Raw genomic sequence first — 17,280 nt, 5'->3', positions numbered from 1 at the left:
AAAGCTTCTTACCCTTCCGCGCGGCCCCTGCCGCCGTCATCCGTTTCGCGCAAGCCACGCAGGCGCTGCGCTTCCTCTACAACACGTTTGGCGAGTCCGCCAGAGGCCAGCGCCGCATGAATCACGGTTTGGCGCCCAAATGCCTGTCCTAATTCGTCTGCGGTCAGCCATCCGATGTATTTACCGAAGTGCGGCGTGCTCAGTTTCGACTTGCCGCGCCCCGATCCATCGACGGCCTGAATCAGCACTTGTGCCTCTTCCCGGTCCAGCCATGTCTTGACCTTTTCGTAACCAGCAACCGCGTCGCCCGACTTGCGTGCCAGGCTCAGCAGTTCGATTACACGACGCGAGACCTGCCTTTCGACCTCGTCCGTCAGGTCTTTAGGCACGGTCACCTGCGCCTTGAACCCGCGGGCAAACAGCTTTTTGCCCACAGCCTGATCCAGAGCGGCGCGATCCGCCGATACGTAGACACCACGCCCCGGCAGTTTAGCTGCAACATCCGGAAAGACCTGACCATCGGGCCCCGTCACAAAGCGTATCAACCCATATTTAGGCTGAATCTCGCCCGTGGCGATGCATTTCCGCTCAGGTCCTTCGGACCGATCTTTATGGACGCCACCGCGACCCATTTGCGCCACCCGAAGCCTGCGATCAGGCCTCGGCCTCCTCTTCAGTTGTCTCGCCGTCGACTTCTTCTTCGGCCTGTTCCAGTTCAGCCGGATCAACCCAGCCCAACATGATACGCGCGGTCATAACCAGATCCTGCGCCTCTTCCAGCGACACACCGAAAGGCTCCAGAACGCCATCGTCCTTGGTGCGCTCCCCATCGACTGTGGTCCAGCCACCGGCCAGCTCCCAGTCTGCGCAGGTTGCAAAATCTTCCAGAGTTTTGACGTCGTCCTTGGCCAGAGCCTCAACCATCTGGGGTGTCAGGCCTTCGAATTCAATAAGGCTGTCCTCGGCACCCAGGGCACGGGCCGCATCCAGAGCGGCCTTTGCCTGTGCTTCAAGGAATTCGCGCGCTCGTGTTTGCAGTTCCTGCGCGGTGCCTTCGTCCACACCGTCAATGACCAGCAGTTCGTCTATCTCGACATAAGCCACCTCTTCGAGGTTGGTGAACCCTTCGGAAACCAGCAGTTGCGCGAAGAACTCGTCCAGATCCAGGCTGTCCATGAACAGCTTGGTACGGGCTTCGAATTCTTTCTGACGACGTGCCGATTCTTCGGCTTCGGTCATGATGTCGATGTCCAGACCAGTCAGTTGGCTGGCCAGACGCACGTTCTGACCGCGGCGACCGATGGCAAGCGACAGCTGTTCCTCGGGAACCACAACTTCGATCTTACCTGCTTCTTCATCCAGAACCACCTTGGAGACCTCGGCGGGCTGCAGCGCGTTCACAAGGAAGGTCGGCTGATCTTCGTTCCACGGGATGATGTCGATCTTTTCACCCTGCAGCTCGTTTACAACGGCCTGAACACGGCTACCGCGCATACCAACGCAGGCACCTACAGGATCGATAGAGCCGTCATACGAGATCACAGCGATCTTGGCACGCGAACCAGGGTCACGGGCCACGGCCTTAACTTCGATGATGCCGTCATAGATTTCCGGCACTTCCATCTTGAACAGTTCGGCCATGAATTCCGGTGCGGTGCGCGACAGGAAGATCTGGTGGCCGCGAACCTCGCGACGTACCTCCTTGATATACGCACGCACGCGATCATTCGGGCGATAGCTTTCGCGGCCGATCTTGTCGTTGCGACGCAGAACAGCCTCGGCACCACCGAGATCAATGATGACATTACCAAATTCTTCGCGTTTGACGGCACCGTTGATGATGGTGCCTGCGCGATCCTTGAATTCTTCGTACTGACGATCACGCTCAGCTTCACGAACCTTCTGCAGGATAACCTGCTTAGCCGACTGTGCCGCGATACGGCCCATTTCAACCGGCGGAACTTCTTCAACGAACACATCGCCGACTTCGGGCGCTTCCATGTACTGGCGCGCCTGCTCGACGGTCATCTCAGCCTGGTAGTTTTCCAGCTCGTCATCCTCTACCACGGTACGGACGCGAGTGAAGGTCGCCTTGCCGGTCTTGCGGTCGATCGACACGCGAATGTCCATCTCGGCGCCGTAACGGCTCTTGGCGGCACGGGCGAGCGATTCCTCCATCGCTTCGACAACCAGACCGGGGTCGATCATCTTTTCGCGGGCCACGGCCTCGGCGGTTTGCAAAAGCTCCAGCTGGTTGGCTGAGGTAATTGCCATCAGTTCGTCTCCTCTTCGGACCCTTCGGTCTCAATCTCGTCGAAGGCGTTTTCGTTCAGAGCACCTGCATCTTTGCGCTGGCGCAGCATTTCCTTGATCAGGTCGTCGGTCAGAACCAGCTTGGCGTCGCTCAGCCAGTCGAATTGCAGACCGATGGTAATTGTCTCGTCCCCCTCGGGGATGTTGATCAGAACCTCGTCCCCTTCGATGCCGGCCAATTCGCCTTTGAAGCGGCGGCGGCCGTCGATCAGTTCTGCGGTTTCAATCTTGGCCTCATATCCCTCGAAGGTCTCGAAATCCTTGAGGCGAGTCAGGGGGCGATCGATACCGGGGCTCGATACCTCAAGCGTATAGGCGTCAAGAATCGGGTCCTCGACGTCCAGCGTGGCACTGACCGCGTTCGAGATTTCGGCGCAGTCATCCACTTCGATGCCACCATCGGGCTTGTCAGCCATGATCTGCAGCGTGGTCTGTTTGCCGCTCATCAGGCGAATGCGGACCAGCTCATACCCCAGATCCTCGATCACAGGGGTGATGATCTCGGCCAGTCGCCGGTCGATGGCTGCTTTGGCTATCAGGTCGTTTGTCATCTGGTTCTCTACCCTGTCATACGGGCACAAAAAAACGGGCGCGCGGCCCGTCGATCTTTTCCGGTGGAGCCCCGGACCAGAAGTCCGACACGCCGCTGTTGCAAATGCATATACGCAGGAGAATCCGAATCTGCAACCCCCACGTCGCCGGCCAGACAAAACAGGGTCAGAATTCCGCCGAACTCAGATCATCCACCAGCGTTCAGCGACCCGCCCGTCATCCAACGGACCCTGCCGCCCGATCTGGCGCGGCAGCCCCACATTTGATGAAACGGCAAGCGCCATTTCCACCTCGGTCGGATGGAACCGCAACCCGCGTACCGAGCGAATCCCATCAGCATCCGGCATTGCCGCAACATCCACGAACCCGTCCCGCAGGGCTTCGGCCCGAACGGTGGCATCCGGAATTACGACAATCTCAACTGCGTCCAGCCAGCCAGCCTGACCATCCTTATAGTGACCGGCTACGCGGCGCCCCAGAAAGTGCCGACCATCTTCCGCACGCTCAACCCGATAACATCCCGTTCCATTCGCAGATTTGAGTGGCGTCACATCCTGCCCACCCCGAGTGATAACGAAACGACTGTCCGCAAGCAGGAAGGGCAATCCAGGATTGGCCTCAGTCAGCTCAAGGCGTAAGCGATTGGGGTCCAGCACTTCGACCTGCCCAACCTGCGCCAAAACGGCAAGCACATCCTCGACCCTCAGCGCATCGCCATCATGAAAACGCGCATCTTCGCGCAAATCAAAGGTCCAGACACGCGCATCCGCATCTGTCTGCCATCCTGTTGCCAATTCTCCGCGCAGGGTTCCGTCCGGGGCGATTTCCGTCAGATTGTCGAAGACCGCGCCGCGCGCAACCTGTTCGAGGCTGTCATCACGCGGCACCGCCAGCCGAAGAACGCCACCGGATTTGGGGGTGTCAGCAAGTGATGCCCCAGTAGCCGCCAGCAGCGCTGCAGCGGCACCGGATGCGAACAGAGCACGACGGTCAATGCGCGTCATACCAAACCCTCCGCCACACGATCCATGATGCGAACCAGTTCGGCACTGATTCCGGGCTCGGACAACGCGTGACCGGCCTGACGCACCATCTTCAGATCCGCGTTTGGCCAACGCTCGGCAAGCTCCCACGCGGCCTGAGGCGGGCAGATCATATCGTAGCGACCCTGCACGATATGTCCGGGTATATGCGCGATACGATCCATTTGATCCAGAATTTGCCCATCAAACTCCAGGAAACCACCATTGATGAAATAGTGATTCTCCAGCCGCGCAAATGTGCGCGCATATTCGCCGGGGCTTTCGCCAACCGAGCCATTCGTATGGATTGAGGCTAGCGCGTTTTCCCAATGCGACCAGGCGCGGGCATAAAGGATCTCGGTCGCGCGATCTCCCGAAAACAACCGTTTGTGATACGCGCCAATTGTGTCGGACAACTCGTTCGCTGGCAGAAGAGAGGTGAATTTTGCCCATTGCTCGGGCCAGAATTTCCCGGCACCGCCGCCGTAGAACCAGTCCAGTTCGGCCTGCGTCATCAGGAATACGCCACGCAGAACCAGCCGGCTGACCCGATCCGGATGGGTCTGAGCATAAATCAGCGCCAATGTCGCGCCCCAGCTGCCCCCAAAGACGATCCATTCATCGATTTCGAAGATTTTGCGCAAACGCTCGATATCAGCGATCAGATGCCAGGTCGTGTTGTTTTCAACCGACGCCGTCGGCCGTGACCGTCCACACCCGCGCTGATCAAACAGAATCACCCGATACGCCTTGGGATCAAAGTACCGCCGCATCGCAGGGCTGCAGCCGCCACCGGGCCCCCCATGCAACACCACGACGGGTATCCCATCAGGATTTCCGCATTGTTCCACATAGATGCGGTGTCCATCACCCATATCCACCACACGCTGATCAAAAGGATCGGTCGGCGGATAGAGATATTGAACTGCGCGCTTTTGGTCCGGGTACTTGTCCATTATGGCCCTATATAGTCCTTAAGCGTAAAAGAGCATACGGAGACAGGAATGCAAGCGCATCCGAACACTGTGGACCCATCCGAGATCGCAAAATTTGAGGCGATGGCTGCGGAATGGTGGGATCCGCATGGTAAATTCAAACCGCTGCACATGCTCAACCCGTGCCGTCTTGATTATATCACACAGCAGATAGCAGCCGAATTTGACCGCGATTTGAAAGACGCAAAGCCGTTTCAGGGTCTTCGCCTGCTGGACATTGGTTGCGGCGGCGGGCTGCTGAGCGAACCCATGGCACGCCTTGGAGCGGAGGTTGTCGGCGCGGACGCCGCCGAAGGGAATCTGCCGGTTGCTCGTATCCACGCCGAACAATCGGGGCTGCAGATCGATTATCGCCACACCACTGCTGAGGACATGGCCGCCGCTGGCGAACAATTCGACGTGGTTCTGAACATGGAAGTGGTCGAGCACGTGGCCGATCCGCTGTCCTACCTGACCGCCACGCGGCAATTGCTGAAACCCGGCGGGCTTGAGATCTGTTCCACCATCAACCGCAACCCGAAATCATATGCGATGGCAATTTTCGGGGCCGAGGTCGTGATGCGCTGGCTGCCGCGCGGCACACATGAATGGAACAAGTTCATCACGCCGGATGAGCTGTTCGACCTGCTGCGTCAAGCCGGGCTGGAGCCGGTGGACCGCAAGGGGTTCGTGTTCAACCCGATCTTGTGGAGTTGGTCGATCTCGGATCGGGATTTGAGTGTTAATTATGTGACTGCGAGTGTGAAGCCGGGGTGAGGTAGATTTTTGATTCGATCTTTAAGTTACGCGCAGTGGCGCGCGGTATTTTGTGGTGCGGCAATTTCCGCTGCTACCTTATTCAATAGCCCGCTAGCCACAGCACAAGAGAATGCGGGCGTGGTGGTGTATGAGCATGAAGGAGTTCCGCTATATGGCTATATTAGCGACCCGAAAATCTACGAGTTAGCTCAGGAAATTGTAGGCCGTTACTTGGCTTCGAATTCACAATCAGGTTCTTTGAAGAGGGCAAATAACCTATTCACCTTTATCGATCCCGAGATTGTCTCAGAAGGTCAGTTTGTGAGTCCAGAAGACTTGGAGTTGTCAGAAGAAATAACAGACTGGTTTGCTCAAAAAGTGCTTCGGAAAAATCGATGCAGTGTAGGAAGGGTATTCTCAACTAACGAAAATGAAAAAGGTGACTATTTTGTGTGGCTTGTTCATAGCGGTGGGCCTAAGGATATCGATGACATAGAATACTGTCTTCTTTTCGCAGCAGCGGCTTCAGCTGGAATTCTCTTAGCGGACGTTCCAGTTGTTCAGAGTGATGACTTGAGACGGTTGCTAGATTCAATAATTCTGGGAAAAAAATGATAGGAGAACCGGCGCTAAGAAAGGTCATACCTGCGAAAAAGGGATCGGGTCCACAACTTAAGAATGCAGGGTGCGCAGCAACCCTCTGGGTCAAGATCGGTATAGCTAGTTGTGCTTCATAGGCGAACAACAGTGTATCGCCACATTGTCGCAACAGTATGCTAGCCCCTACTCCCCCTCCAACTGCAACCGCAAATCCCGCAACACCGGCAGGGTGCTGCGGACGCGCTCCAGCCCCAGTTCTCCGACCACGCGGTTGATCAGGGGGGCAATCGAGGAAATCGCCTGATCACGCGCGCGACGGCCGGCGGGGCTGATGGCGACCATCTTGCGGCGGGCGTCGTCCCAGTCAGGGCGAATATGGACGTAACCAGCCCATTCCAGTTTGGCCAAAGTGTTGGTCATGGCACCCCGTGTCACGTGGAACGTGTTTGCCAGTTGCGCCGGGCTCCGTTCACCACCAACAAAAACCAGATGATTGAGCACCGAGAAATGCGAAATTTCCATGCCCTTGGGCAGTACTCGGCTCAGCCGATTCCGCAATAATTGATCTGCGGTCAGGATCTCGCTGAACAGCGCGACCGCAAGGGCATTGGTTTCGTCAGTCATGGTCCGGTTCTGGATCAGGGCCCGTCAAAGGGACGGACATGTGTCAGAGAGGGTACGCGTCGGCGCGCCTCTGTCACAGAACTATCATCCAAATCGAAAAAGTGAATGCCGGTCTCGGTCCCTGCGTCGATCAGCACCTCTCCCCAAGGGGCAACAACCATGCTGTGACCATAGGTATAACGCGTCTTTCCGCGCGTCTTGGGATGCTCGCCGGTTTGCGCAGGCGCAATCACCCAACACCCGTTTTCTATGGCCCGGGCACGCAGTAGTGATTCCCAATGCGCAGCACCCGTGACCGGAGAAAACGCCGCCGGAACCGTCAAAATGCGCGCACCAGCCCGTGCCAGCGCCGAATGAAGATGCGGAAAGCGCAGATCGTAGCAGATTGTCATTCCGACCTTGCCGAAGTCCGTATCAGGCACAACAGCCCTGGTTCCGGGCCGATAGTTCGCTGATTCGCGGAATGTCTCAGATTCGGTGACCTGCACATCAAACATATGAATCTTGTCATACCGCGCCACGATCTCACCCTGCCGGTTGATCATAAACGATCGGTTGGCGAATCTGCCGTCGGCATCATGAGTTTTGATCCCCAAAGAGCCGATCAACAGCCAGACGCCCAGCGCGGCGGCCTGCTCACGCAGGCCAGCCAGAGAGATGTCGTCTTCTTCGTGTTGCAGAACCTCACGCTGCCGCGTCGTGCTGGTCGAGACGCAATTGGTAACCTCGGGCGTCAGGATGAACCGAGCGCCCTGAGCGGCAGCATCGGCCATCATCGCGCGCACGATTTCGAGGTTTTCGGCCGGGTCGTCCGACGAGGTGATCTGCAGCAGTGCTGTTTTCATCAGGCCGCCAGAAGACCGTCCAGCCTGCCCTGACGATCCAGATCATACAGATCATCACAGCCACCTACATGTGTCTCACCCACGAAAATCTGGGGAACAGTGCGCTTTCCACCGGCACGCTTGATCATTTCGGGTTTGCGTTTGGGATGCAAAAGCACGTCGATCTCTTTGAACTCGACACCCTTCTGTTTCAACAGACGCTTGGCCGCATGACAGTATCCGCACAAAGGCGAGGTATAGATTTCTACCGGTTTCATATTCCGTTCCCTTGGGTTTCGCGCAATCCTGAGCGAATTAGGCATCCTTGGCAACGCGTGCCAGTACCAACACGAAAATATGATTTGCGCCTGATGCAAGGCAGGCGCGCGCGCAGGCCGACAATGTCGCGCCCGACGTCATGACGTCATCCACCAACACTACATCCCGCCCTGCCAGATGGTGACCACGTTTCGGATGTACGGATATTGCATTCATCAGCACCTCAGCCCGCTCTGCTGCGGTCCTGCCATCCAGCACTGGGGTACGCAGTTTACGAACCAGCAGATCGGGACACACAGGCAGACCGGTTTCGCGTCCGAGGTTCTGCGCCAGCAGAGCTGACTGGTTGTAGCGACGTTTAATCAACCGTGACCAATGGAGCGGTACAGGTGCAATGAGCATATTTGGCGCGATAATTTCGCGCCCAGCATGCGCCATCCAACGCGCAGCGGGTCGAGCCAACTCCGACCGATCCCCGTGCTTCAATGCCAAGACCAAGGACCGTGCCTTTCCCTCATACAGCAGGGCCGCCCGCCCATCACGCCAGGGCCGAGGCACATCCATACAATCATCGCATTCAATCCGATGATCGTCCGTATCCCCGGGCAACGGGGTTCCGCAGCTTTCACAAACCACTCCACCGATAAAAGGCGTATCACGCCAACAAGAGCCGCAGAGTCCGAAATCGGACTCCGTCAATTCCCCGCATCCCATGCATCGGGGAGGATAGATCAGCTCGACAGCGGTTTGAATCCGCTGCCAGATGCGATACTTGCGGCCTATGAAATTGCCTGCGCCCAATGCACCCTCTCTGTTTGACCGCAAGAGCCTTGCTATGCACCGCGCCCGTGTCCGCAAGGATGCGCTGTTCCTTCACGAAGCGGCCATTGACGAGATCAAGGATCGTCTTTCCTTGGTTAACAAAACCTTTACAGCACCAGCGATTGTGAGCCCGTTTGCTGATATCTGGAGTGACATCATTCCAGATGCCCGGATCATCCGAGATGACGAAGTGCTCGACCTGCAACCGGGGTCTCATGATCTTGTGATCCATGCCATGGCCTTGCATTGGGCGAACGATCCGGTGGGCCAGTTGATCCAATGTAACAGGGCCCTAAAACCTGATGGGTTGATGCTTGTGATCTGTCTGGGCGGTGAAACCCTGCATGAGCTGCGTGCTTCGCTCGGGCAAGCCGAAGTCGAAGTAACAAGTGGCCTCAGCCCTCGTGTCGCGCCCATGGCAGAACTGCGCGATCTGGGAGGTCTGCTGCAGCGCGCCGGTTTCGCGCTGCCAGTAGCAGACAAACTCCCACTGACTGCGCAATATCGTGATATCTGGCACCTGATGCGCGACCTGCGGGCGATGGGTGAAAACAACGCTCTGACTGGGCGCCTCAAGCATCCGACGCATCGGGCGGTTTTCAGCAAAGCCCAAGAAATATACTGCTCACACTTCCCGGCACCTGATGGTCGGCTATCCGCGACATTCGAACTGATCTGCCTGACAGGTTGGTCACCCGATGAAAGCCAGCCCAAACCCTTGCGTCCCGGGTCGGCTCAGATGCGGTTGGCTGAAGCTCTGGGAACCGATGAGGGCAAACTGCCCGATTGACGATCGGCCAATTCCATTTATCTCAGGTGCGAACCTAATTTTCAGGAAGCTTCTTATGCTTGATGCCACCCGCCCCGTGCACGCCAAAGCCGATCATCCCAAAATCAAGATGGGCCGCGTTGGTGTCCTGTTGGCAAATCTGGGAACGCCCGACGACTACAGCTATTGGCCCATGCGCCGATACCTGAATGAGTTCCTTTCCGACAGGAGGGTCATCGACTACCCGGCCTGGAAATGGCAGCCGATCCTGCAGGGTATAATCCTGACCAAGCGGCCATTCAGTTCAGGCGAAGCCTACAAATCGATCTGGAATCACGACAAGGGCGAAAGCCCACTTATGACCATCACCAAAGATCAGACCGCCAAGCTGAAATCAGCGATGCAGGAGCGGTATGGGGACCGGGTGCTGGTGGATTTCTGCATGCGTTACGGCAATCCTTCGACCAAATCAAAGGTTCGGCAAATGGTTGCCGAAGGATGCGATCGCATTCTGTTCTTCCCACTGTACCCCCAGTACGCTGGGGCTACGACGGCAACGGCAAATGACGAGTTCTTTCGCGCCTTGATGAAAGAGGCCTGGCAGCCTGCCAGCCGGACGGTTCCGGCTTATTTCGATGAACCGGCTTATATCGATGCTTTGGCGCAATCCGTCGAAACAGCCTATGCCGGGATGGAAACCAGGCCCGATATTCTGGTGTGCTCATACCACGGAATGCCCGAGCGATACCTGCAACAGGGTGATCCGTATCATTGCCAATGCGTCAAAACCTCCAGATTGCTGAAGGAACGGCTGGGTTGGTCAGATGATCAGCTGGTATCGACGTTCCAGTCACGATTCGGACCGGAAGAATGGCTCAAACCCTACACGGTGGATCATGTGGCTGAACTTGCGAAGCAAGGGAAAAAGAACATCGCGGTGATTGCGCCTGCTTTTTCCGCCGACTGCATCGAAACGCTGGAAGAGATCAACGAAGAGATTCGCGAGAGCTTTGAAGAGGCCGGAGGCGAGATATTCACCTATATTCCGTGCCTGAACGATCAGGATGCCCACATATCGGCACTGGGCAAAGTGGTCGAAGATAACCTGCGCGGCTGGCTGGACTGAACAAACCAGATGTCAGAAATAAGAAAAGGCGGTGGAAACTCCACCGCCTTTTCTCTTGATGACTCTCGTCAAATTAGCTTGCTGCAACAGCTGCGGCAACTACGACCAGCAGGATCAGCGGCAGCAGGATGCCCTGCGATGTGCCCTGAGTTTCTTCAACAACAACAGGTGCCTCAACAACCGGCTCTTCCAGGTTGCCAGCAGATGCGGTCGAAGCAGCAGCGGTCAGTGCAGCGGCGAGAACGAGTTTCTTCATATTAACCTCCAGAATTTGCGCGATTCCAACAATCGGAACCGCACACCCAAGACTTACCTCGTGGTTTTTTCTAATCAGCTATGCGGTTGGAATGCAATTGCAACTTGAGCCACAAGCGGGTTCGTGCGCGAAAATGTCGTCAAATTAGCAACACTTGCGTGCCGACCTTCGCCATTGAAAACAGCTCAGCGATGTCTTCATTGAACAACCCTATGCAGCCATTGGAAGACCGACGCCCGATTTTGCGGGTGTCATGCGTTCCATGGATGCGGTAGTACTTCCAACTCAAGTACAAAGCGTGTGTTCCCAAGGGGTTATCCGGTCCCGGAGGAATATAGTCGGGCCATTCCGGATTTCTCTTCTTCATCGAAGGCGTTGGTGACCAGCTTGGACCTTCGACCTTGCGGATGACGCTGGTACGCCCTCTGCGGGTCAGTTCCTCGGTCAAAGGCACCGATGAAGGGTAAAGTTTATAGGTCGATTGGTCTGCTGACCAATAGTGCAGAGCCCGCGACACGGTATCGACCAGAATTGCACCATTGTTGGTGTTCGAGAAGTAAGGCTGCCAATCCAGCGCCCTGAACCCCGATACATTACGGCGAACCGCTGGCTCTGCTTCCGGCGCGGGTCGCAGAGGATCTCCGGGAATATATTGGGCTACGGCAGGCGTCGCCAGGGCGGCAGACGCGCCAGCGAGAAAACCACGGCGGGTTGTCGAACGAATATTCTTTTTGACCATGGCAAGCGGTCCTTTGTTATAAAATCTGATGTATTTTATTGCCAGAATGCTTCAGTCGCAAATCAAACCGGCAGAATCACGCACGATTCAGGCACTGCGCGTTTGCTCCGAACGTTAAGGCAGGCTATTCCCCTTGTCGAAACAATTATCAGGCCCATCATGACGCGTATCGTTTCTTTACTGTTTATTTGCTTTGTCGCGCTGGCGGCATGTACGGACACCGGAACCACCGCATTGGGGGCAGATGGTCGTCCTCTGCCCACCGTCTACAAGATTCGCGGCAACCCGGACAAAATCCAGTTCCGCATGCTCGATTCGGTCAACGCGCTACGTCAGGCCTCCGGTCTGCAGTCCGTACAGCTGAATTCACAACTGAACGCCGCCGCAGCAACCCATGCCAAAGATATGTCACGACAAAACCGGCCTTGGCACTTTGGATCGGATGGTTCATCCCCGATCGATCGCGCCGCCCGCGCCGGATATTATGGCACCTTCCTGGGTGAAGCGATTTCGGAGACTTATGAGACAGAAACCGAAACGCTGGCCGCCTGGATGCAGGAGCCCGGGCCGCGTGCAGTCATCATGGACCCGAAGGCCACGCAGATGGGTTTTGCCTGGCATCAGGAAAGCGGCGGAAAAATCTGGTGGACGCTGGAAATGGGAAGCGGCGGCTGATCTGAATTCATATCCTAAAACAAAAAAAGACCCCCATAAAACAGGGGGTCTTTTTTTATATTTGGCAGTGATTAAGCGGCTTGCATGGACTGCGCGGCCGTCAGAATCGCGTAGAGCTTCACCGGATCGGGATTGGCCCTGAGTTTTGCACAAACTGCAGTATCTCTGAGTGTGCGTGATACCAATGCAAGCGCCTTCAGATGGTCCACACCCGCATCCTCGGGCGCAAACAGGGAAAATGCCAGATCAACAGGCTGGCGATCGACCGAGCCGAAATCGATTGGCTTTTCCAGCATCACAAAGACACCGGCAACAGACTCCAAACCCGGCAAACGGGCGTGCGGCAGCGCAACCCCATGCCCAACACCAGTCGGGCCGAGGCTTTCGCGCTCAAGCAGATTGTCCACAACTTCCTGTGCCTCAAGCCCAAGCGTGCCTGCTGCGACATCGCCGATTTCCTGAAACAACCGCTTCTTGCTGGAAGCGGCCGACAGAACACGCACTGCCTCGGGCTTCAGAATGCTCGAAAGCTCCATGATAACGCTCCATGGCGACGCCCCCGCTGATATGCGGGGGTTCGCCGCTATCCTTGCCTCTTAAGGATCGATCCAGCCGATGTTTCCGTCTTCCCGACGGTACACGACATTCAATCCGTCCTTATTCTCGTTCCGGAACACAAGTACGGGTGCACCTGCAAGTTCCATTTGCATGACAGCCTCACCCACACTCAGCGATGGAATCTTCGTTTCCATCTCAGCCACGATCATTGGCTGCAGGGATTCGGGTTCGTCGGCCGTCTCTGATTCGTCAGAGGCGAGGATATATGACGAGGCCCCGAAGAGTTCAACAGGCTCAGAACGATCCTTATGATGGTCCTTCAGCCGACGTTTGTAGCGCCGTAGCTGTGTTTCCATCTTGTCGCAGCACCCTTCGAAAGCTGCGTAGATTTCGGTTGCGTGAGCCTTGGCCTGAGCCGTCAGGCCAGTGGAAAGATGCACTGTGGTTTCGCATACATATTCATGCGCTGAACGGGAAAAGACGACGTTGGCGTCCGTTGGCCGCTGGGCATACTTGCCTACGACCTCGCCCAGCTCGGTCTGCACGTGGGTCTGCAGGGCCGCGCCGATGTCGATCTGTTTTCCGCTGATTTGGTAACGCATGTGATCTCCTTCACAATTCACACCCATTCTGACGTCACGTTACGTGACGAACTTGTTTTTATCGGGTGGGGGGTAGCGACATTTTTTGTGGTAGTCTCCGGACCTGCCCTTCGAAGAAGGGACATCGAGATCCAGACTGGAACCGAAAAAATGCCATGCACCAATTGAGCCAAGAGGCGAGGGAAGAGTCAATCAAAACAGGTGTGTATATACGCGATTTCCGCCATGCAACCGGCGCAATTCCGCGCAAGCCTATGAGATTCTGAAGTTTTCACCAAGATAAACTCGGCGCACATTCTCGTTTTCGACCACCTCATCCGGTGTGCCGGACATGAGAACCTGACCGTCATGCAGAATGTAGGCGCGATCCACAATTTCCAGCGTTTCCCGCACGTTATGATCCGTAATCAGAACACCAATTCCGCGCTTTTTTAGATCAGCCACCAGATGCCGGATGTCGCCGACACTGATGGGATCAACACCGGCAAAAGGTTCATCCAAAAGCAGATATTTAGGATCTGCAGCAAGACAGCGTGCAATTTCAACGCGACGGCGTTCACCACCAGACAAAGCCAGCGCCGGAGCACGACGCAGATGTTCGATTGAAAAGTCCGAAAGCAGTTCTTCTAGGCGCTCTTTGCGCCGATGCGCATGATTGACCGTGATATCAAGAACCGCTGCAATGTTGTCTTCGACGCTCATGCCGCGAAAGATCGACATTTCTTGCGGCAAATATCCGATTCCCATACGGGCGCGGCGGTACATCGGCAGAGTAGTCACATTCTGTCCGTCGATCGTGACGGTGCCAGCTTCGGGAAAGACCAGGCCGGCTACGGAATAAAAGGTCGTTGTCTTGCCGGAGCCATTCGGCCCAAGTAGCGCGACGACTTCGGACCGATCCAAAGTCATGGTCACGTCGCGGATTACCGTCTTTTTGCGATAGGACTTGCGCAGCTTTTCAATGCGCAGACCGGACGATCCTTCGGCGACAGACAATTTCGGCTGGTTCATCAATTCCCACCCGGTTGAAGAATTGTCTTCACGCGACCAGACATGGTTGCGGTTCCCGACGTCAGATTCGCAACCATCTGATCGCCACTGATTACGCTCGGCCCTTGCGTCAGCAACACGTTGCCTTTCATCACAATCACACCTGAATCGATGGTGTATTCGGCCCAGTCACCTTCAGCAGCATCTGGTGGGCTGACCAGAACCACATTTTCGGTGGCCTCCATGCGTTCGATCGCAGATCGGCCTTCGTTGTAGATCACCAGCACCCGCTCTGCCGTCAGGCGCATTTCACCCTGAATAACGATGACGTCGCCGATGAATTCGGCTGAACCGTCTTCCTGGTTTACGTTGAGCGTCTCAGAGGTGACTTCGACCGGCAGTGTAGGGTCGGCCTTGGCCGAACCGAACGCAACCTGCGTTTCCTGGGCGGTCGCTGATACCGCGCCAAAGGCCAGGGCAATGCAAACTGGGACTACACGTAAATCAAACACAGGTTATCTTTCTGCTTTTTCCGGCTCATATACCAACTTAACGCCATCTGTAAAAAGAATATGGACCGGACCGTCTTTTTTTTCTGTCCCGAAGGTCATGCGGCCTGCCGTAAAATTGCCGATTGGACCGGTTCCATCGACCTGACCCGGTGTGTCGCCGCGAATTTCATCAAGCGATGTGTTCAGCAAATCAGTCGTCACCCGGATGCCGTCGGTTGTGGTGATGACCACATCCCCAACAAAAGTGGCGGTCCCCTTGTCCGGACGGATCGAGCCGGTATTGGAATCCAGAGTGATCACTCCACCATTCAATAACCCAAAGCGGCCGGTGAACTCAGTGGCTGTCGGAACATCACCGTTGGTGCCCTGTGTTGCCTGAATAGCCTCGACCTGAATGTCCTCGCCCTTACGGGTTGTTCCCCGATAGTGGGGGCGTGTCACCAGCTGGTCCGCGAGGCGCGCGTCAATATCCTGCTGTGTGAAGGGCACAGAGACATTAGTCTCAATACTTCTGGACAGCAGAAAAACAGTGGACAGCAACAGGATTGCAGCCAGAGGCAGCAAAACCTTGAGGAGTTGCACCATACGTGAATAACGGTCCACCTCAGCCTCCCGTCAGCCCAAACCGACCCGCAGACAGTCGTGGATGTGCAGGATGCCCTCGGCCCGACCACCGGACGCGAGATCAACAACAAACAGACATGTGATTTTCGGTTTTTGCATGGTCATCAATGCCACCGCACCTTCGGCCAGCTCGTCGGGACCGATTGTGCGGGGATCAGTTGTCATGACCTCATCGACAGTCAAATCCAGAAGCCCCTGCATATGGCGGCGAAGGTCCCCGTCAGTGACGATGCCCAACAGGCGGTCATTCTCGCCGGTCACACCAACAACACCAAACCCCTTCTGGCTCATGACCAGCAGGGCTTCGCTCATTGGCGTGCCAGACGGAACGACCGGAATATCGGTGTGCATCAAATCACGTACCTTGCTGAGCTGTGCGCCCAGTTTGCCGCCCGGATGAAAATCCCGGAAATTCTCGGGCTTGAAGTCACGATACTTCATCAACGCGATGGCCAAGGCGTCTCCCATAGCCAGCGTCAGTGTTGTCGATATGGATGGCACCATGCCAAACCCACAGGCCTCGCCCATCGATGGGATCAGCAGATGCACATCCGCCTGTTTCATCAATGTGCTTTCGGGCTTGCTGGACAATCCGATCAACGGAATTCCGAAACGCCGTGTAAAGGCCAGCAGATTTGCCAGTTCAGGCGCTTCTCCCGAATTCGAAATCGCGAGGACAACATCGCCCTTGGACAACATGCCCAAATCGCCATGGCTGGCCTCGGCCGGATGCACGAAATAGGCAGGCGTGCCGGTGCTGGCCAGCGTTGCAGCAATCTTGTGACCAATGTGGCCAGACTTGCCGATACCGCTGACGATGATGCGGCCCGTAGCCTGCAGGATCATCTGCACCGCTTCGGCAAAATCCTGATCGAGGCTGCCCGCAAGAGCATCAAGCGCGCGGGCCTCGTCAGTGACGACTTGCTTTGCGGTTTTCAGAAAAGACTCGTTGTCGGTCATGAGTGCGCAAAAATATCCGTTTCGGGCCAGCCAGCGAGATCAAGTTTCGCACGCATCGGCAGAAAATCAAAACAGGCTTGGGCCATCTCAGCCCGATCTTCACGATCCAGACGTTTGTTCAGCTCGTCCCGCAGGCGGTGCAAATAAAGAACGTCGGATGCGGCATATTCCAGCTGGGCATCTGTCAGAGTTTCAGCTCCCCAGTCGCTCATCTGCTGTTGTTTCGAGATGTCGATACCCAGCAATTCCTGACACAGGTTCTTCAAACCGTGACGGTCGGTATAGGTGCGTACAAGCCGGCTTGCGATCTTGGTGCAATAAACCGGGGCCGCCAACGCGCCGAACGCATGATACATTGCGGCGATGTCGAAACGGCCGAAATGAAACAATTTCAACACGTTGGAATTTTCAAGCATGGCACACAGGTTTGGTGCTGCAGCTTGCCCCTTTTCGATCTGCACGATGTGGCTGTTGCCATCACCGCCCGACATCTGGATCACACACAGGCGATCCCGATGCGGGTTCAGCCCCATGGTTTCACAATCGATGGCTACGACGGGACCCAGATCCAGCCCATCCGGCAGGTCATTCTTGTACAGGTGGTTGGCCACGAAAAATTCCTTTGTGCGGTATCGACCCCGAGATAGGAGGTTTGGCCCATAAACTCAACGCTCTCAGTACAAGCCCGCCGACTGAGCGT

At 56.1% G+C, this 17,280-nt stretch carries 23 protein-coding genes; 5 read left to right on the top strand and 18 right to left on the bottom strand.

Annotation, left to right across the window (positions count from 1 at the left end):
- Nucleotides 1-8: 8 nt before the first annotated feature.
- From GOX61_RS20385 to pip, 5 genes are all read right to left on the bottom strand, one after another.
- Nucleotides 9-632: an RNA-binding protein gene (locus GOX61_RS20385; protein ID WP_155146664.1), complete on the bottom strand. Its 624-nt coding sequence runs from the start codon at nucleotides 630-632 to the stop codon at nucleotides 9-11.
- 22 nt (nucleotides 633-654) lie between these two features.
- Complete coding sequence (nusA, locus tag GOX61_RS20380) at nucleotides 655-2,274, bottom strand: transcription termination factor NusA (protein WP_170336685.1); 1,620 nt, start codon at nucleotides 2,272-2,274, stop codon at nucleotides 655-657.
- Nucleotides 2,274-2,864, bottom strand: coding sequence for a ribosome maturation factor RimP (rimP, locus tag GOX61_RS20375; RefSeq protein ID WP_152459779.1), 591 nt, complete (start codon nucleotides 2,862-2,864; stop codon nucleotides 2,274-2,276). Before rimP ends, nusA begins: the two co-directional genes overlap by 1 nt.
- A gap of 183 nt (nucleotides 2,865-3,047) precedes the next feature.
- A complete protein-coding gene (locus GOX61_RS20370) occupies nucleotides 3,048-3,869 on the bottom strand; it encodes an ABC transporter substrate-binding protein (protein ID WP_170336683.1) in 822 nt (273 codons plus the stop codon).
- The gene (gene pip, locus GOX61_RS20365; protein WP_155146672.1) at nucleotides 3,866-4,843 is read right to left on the bottom strand and encodes a prolyl aminopeptidase; all 978 of its coding nucleotides are present in this window, start codon (nucleotides 4,841-4,843) and stop codon (nucleotides 3,866-3,868) included. Before pip ends, GOX61_RS20370 begins: the two co-directional genes overlap by 4 nt.
- 48 nt (nucleotides 4,844-4,891) lie before the next feature.
- On the opposite strand from pip, the gene ubiG reads away from it, so the two are divergent.
- Together ubiG and GOX61_RS20355 are read left to right on the top strand one after the other, a co-directional pair.
- Nucleotides 4,892-5,638, top strand: a complete 747-nt coding sequence (gene ubiG / locus GOX61_RS20360; protein ID WP_170336681.1) for a bifunctional 2-polyprenyl-6-hydroxyphenol methylase/3-demethylubiquinol 3-O-methyltransferase UbiG — start codon at nucleotides 4,892-4,894, stop codon at nucleotides 5,636-5,638.
- A gap of 9 nt (nucleotides 5,639-5,647) precedes the next feature.
- Nucleotides 5,648-6,235: a hypothetical protein gene (locus tag GOX61_RS20355; protein ID WP_170336679.1), complete on the top strand. Its 588-nt coding sequence runs from the start codon at nucleotides 5,648-5,650 to the stop codon at nucleotides 6,233-6,235.
- A 168-nt stretch (nucleotides 6,236-6,403) separates the two neighbouring features.
- Here GOX61_RS20355 and GOX61_RS20350 read toward each other — a convergent pair whose 3' ends face one another.
- Genes GOX61_RS20350 through GOX61_RS20335 form a run of 4 tightly spaced genes read right to left on the bottom strand, consistent with a single transcriptional unit; the run spans nucleotide 6,404 to nucleotide 8,748 of the window.
- Nucleotides 6,404-6,844: a MarR family winged helix-turn-helix transcriptional regulator gene (locus GOX61_RS20350; RefSeq protein ID WP_170336678.1), complete on the bottom strand. Its 441-nt coding sequence runs from the start codon at nucleotides 6,842-6,844 to the stop codon at nucleotides 6,404-6,406.
- A gap of 14 nt (nucleotides 6,845-6,858) precedes the next feature.
- The gene (locus tag GOX61_RS20345; RefSeq protein WP_170336676.1) at nucleotides 6,859-7,689 is read right to left on the bottom strand and encodes a carbon-nitrogen hydrolase family protein; all 831 of its coding nucleotides are present in this window, start codon (nucleotides 7,687-7,689) and stop codon (nucleotides 6,859-6,861) included.
- Nucleotides 7,689-7,946, bottom strand: coding sequence for a glutaredoxin 3 (grxC, locus tag GOX61_RS20340; RefSeq protein WP_155146681.1), 258 nt, complete (start codon nucleotides 7,944-7,946; stop codon nucleotides 7,689-7,691). The genes GOX61_RS20345 and grxC overlap by 1 nt, the downstream gene beginning before the upstream one ends.
- A 37-nt stretch (nucleotides 7,947-7,983) precedes the next feature.
- Entirely contained in the window at nucleotides 7,984-8,748 is a 765-nt protein-coding gene (locus GOX61_RS20335) for a ComF family protein (protein WP_302478311.1), read from the bottom strand.
- On the opposite strand from GOX61_RS20335, the gene GOX61_RS20330 reads away from it, so the two are divergent.
- Nucleotides 8,729-9,559 carry a methyltransferase domain-containing protein gene (locus tag GOX61_RS20330; RefSeq protein WP_170336674.1) on the top strand — a complete coding sequence of 277 codons (831 nt, stop codon included), beginning with the start codon at nucleotides 8,729-8,731 and terminating at the stop codon, nucleotides 9,557-9,559. The two genes, GOX61_RS20335 and GOX61_RS20330, sit on opposite strands and share 20 nt — an antisense overlap.
- A gap of 55 nt (nucleotides 9,560-9,614) precedes the next feature.
- Nucleotides 9,615-10,664 (top strand): ferrochelatase, encoded by a 1,050-nt coding sequence (gene hemH / locus GOX61_RS20325; RefSeq protein ID WP_170336672.1) that lies wholly within the window; start codon nucleotides 9,615-9,617, stop codon nucleotides 10,662-10,664.
- A gap of 73 nt (nucleotides 10,665-10,737) precedes the next feature.
- On the opposite strand, the gene GOX61_RS20320 is transcribed toward hemH, so the two are convergent.
- Nucleotides 10,738-10,920: a hypothetical protein gene (locus tag GOX61_RS20320; RefSeq protein WP_155146687.1), complete on the bottom strand. Its 183-nt coding sequence runs from the start codon at nucleotides 10,918-10,920 to the stop codon at nucleotides 10,738-10,740.
- A gap of 139 nt (nucleotides 10,921-11,059) precedes the next feature.
- A complete protein-coding gene (locus tag GOX61_RS20315; protein ID WP_155146689.1) occupies nucleotides 11,060-11,659 on the bottom strand; it encodes a L,D-transpeptidase in 600 nt (199 codons plus the stop codon).
- A gap of 159 nt (nucleotides 11,660-11,818) precedes the next feature.
- On the opposite strand from GOX61_RS20315, the gene GOX61_RS20310 reads away from it, so the two are divergent.
- A complete protein-coding gene (locus GOX61_RS20310; protein ID WP_155146690.1) occupies nucleotides 11,819-12,334 on the top strand; it encodes a CAP domain-containing protein in 516 nt (171 codons plus the stop codon).
- A gap of 71 nt (nucleotides 12,335-12,405) precedes the next feature.
- Here GOX61_RS20310 and GOX61_RS20305 read toward each other — a convergent pair whose 3' ends face one another.
- From GOX61_RS20305 to GOX61_RS20275, 7 genes are all read right to left on the bottom strand, one after another.
- The gene (locus GOX61_RS20305; protein WP_170336670.1) at nucleotides 12,406-12,870 is read right to left on the bottom strand and encodes a PTS sugar transporter subunit IIA; all 465 of its coding nucleotides are present in this window, start codon (nucleotides 12,868-12,870) and stop codon (nucleotides 12,406-12,408) included.
- 60 nt (nucleotides 12,871-12,930) lie between these two features.
- Nucleotides 12,931-13,494 (bottom strand): ribosome hibernation-promoting factor, HPF/YfiA family, encoded by a 564-nt coding sequence (gene hpf / locus GOX61_RS20300; RefSeq protein WP_039541074.1) that lies wholly within the window; start codon nucleotides 13,492-13,494, stop codon nucleotides 12,931-12,933.
- A gap of 252 nt (nucleotides 13,495-13,746) precedes the next feature.
- Nucleotides 13,747-14,505, bottom strand: coding sequence for an LPS export ABC transporter ATP-binding protein (gene lptB / locus GOX61_RS20295; protein WP_155146694.1), 759 nt, complete (start codon nucleotides 14,503-14,505; stop codon nucleotides 13,747-13,749).
- The gene (locus GOX61_RS20290; RefSeq protein ID WP_170336667.1) at nucleotides 14,505-14,996 is read right to left on the bottom strand and encodes an LptA/OstA family protein; all 492 of its coding nucleotides are present in this window, start codon (nucleotides 14,994-14,996) and stop codon (nucleotides 14,505-14,507) included. Before GOX61_RS20290 ends, lptB begins: the two co-directional genes overlap by 1 nt.
- A gap of 3 nt (nucleotides 14,997-14,999) precedes the next feature.
- The gene (gene lptC / locus GOX61_RS20285; protein WP_170336666.1) at nucleotides 15,000-15,599 is read right to left on the bottom strand and encodes an LPS export ABC transporter periplasmic protein LptC; all 600 of its coding nucleotides are present in this window, start codon (nucleotides 15,597-15,599) and stop codon (nucleotides 15,000-15,002) included.
- A 12-nt stretch (nucleotides 15,600-15,611) separates the two neighbouring features.
- Nucleotides 15,612-16,580 carry a KpsF/GutQ family sugar-phosphate isomerase gene (locus GOX61_RS20280; protein ID WP_170336664.1) on the bottom strand — a complete coding sequence of 323 codons (969 nt, stop codon included), beginning with the start codon at nucleotides 16,578-16,580 and terminating at the stop codon, nucleotides 15,612-15,614.
- Nucleotides 16,577-17,191 carry a ribonuclease D gene (locus GOX61_RS20275; RefSeq protein WP_170336662.1) on the bottom strand — a complete coding sequence of 205 codons (615 nt, stop codon included), beginning with the start codon at nucleotides 17,189-17,191 and terminating at the stop codon, nucleotides 16,577-16,579. The genes GOX61_RS20280 and GOX61_RS20275 overlap by 4 nt, the downstream gene beginning before the upstream one ends.
- Between the last annotated feature and the right edge of the window lie 89 nt (nucleotides 17,192-17,280).

Source organism: Ruegeria arenilitoris (genome assembly GCF_013030265.1).
GTDB classification, from domain to species: domain Bacteria; phylum Pseudomonadota; class Alphaproteobacteria; order Rhodobacterales; family Rhodobacteraceae; genus Ruegeria; species Ruegeria arenilitoris_E.
Note: the sequence above shows the minus strand (reverse complement) of the source record. Positions and strands in the feature narration are given on the sequence as shown.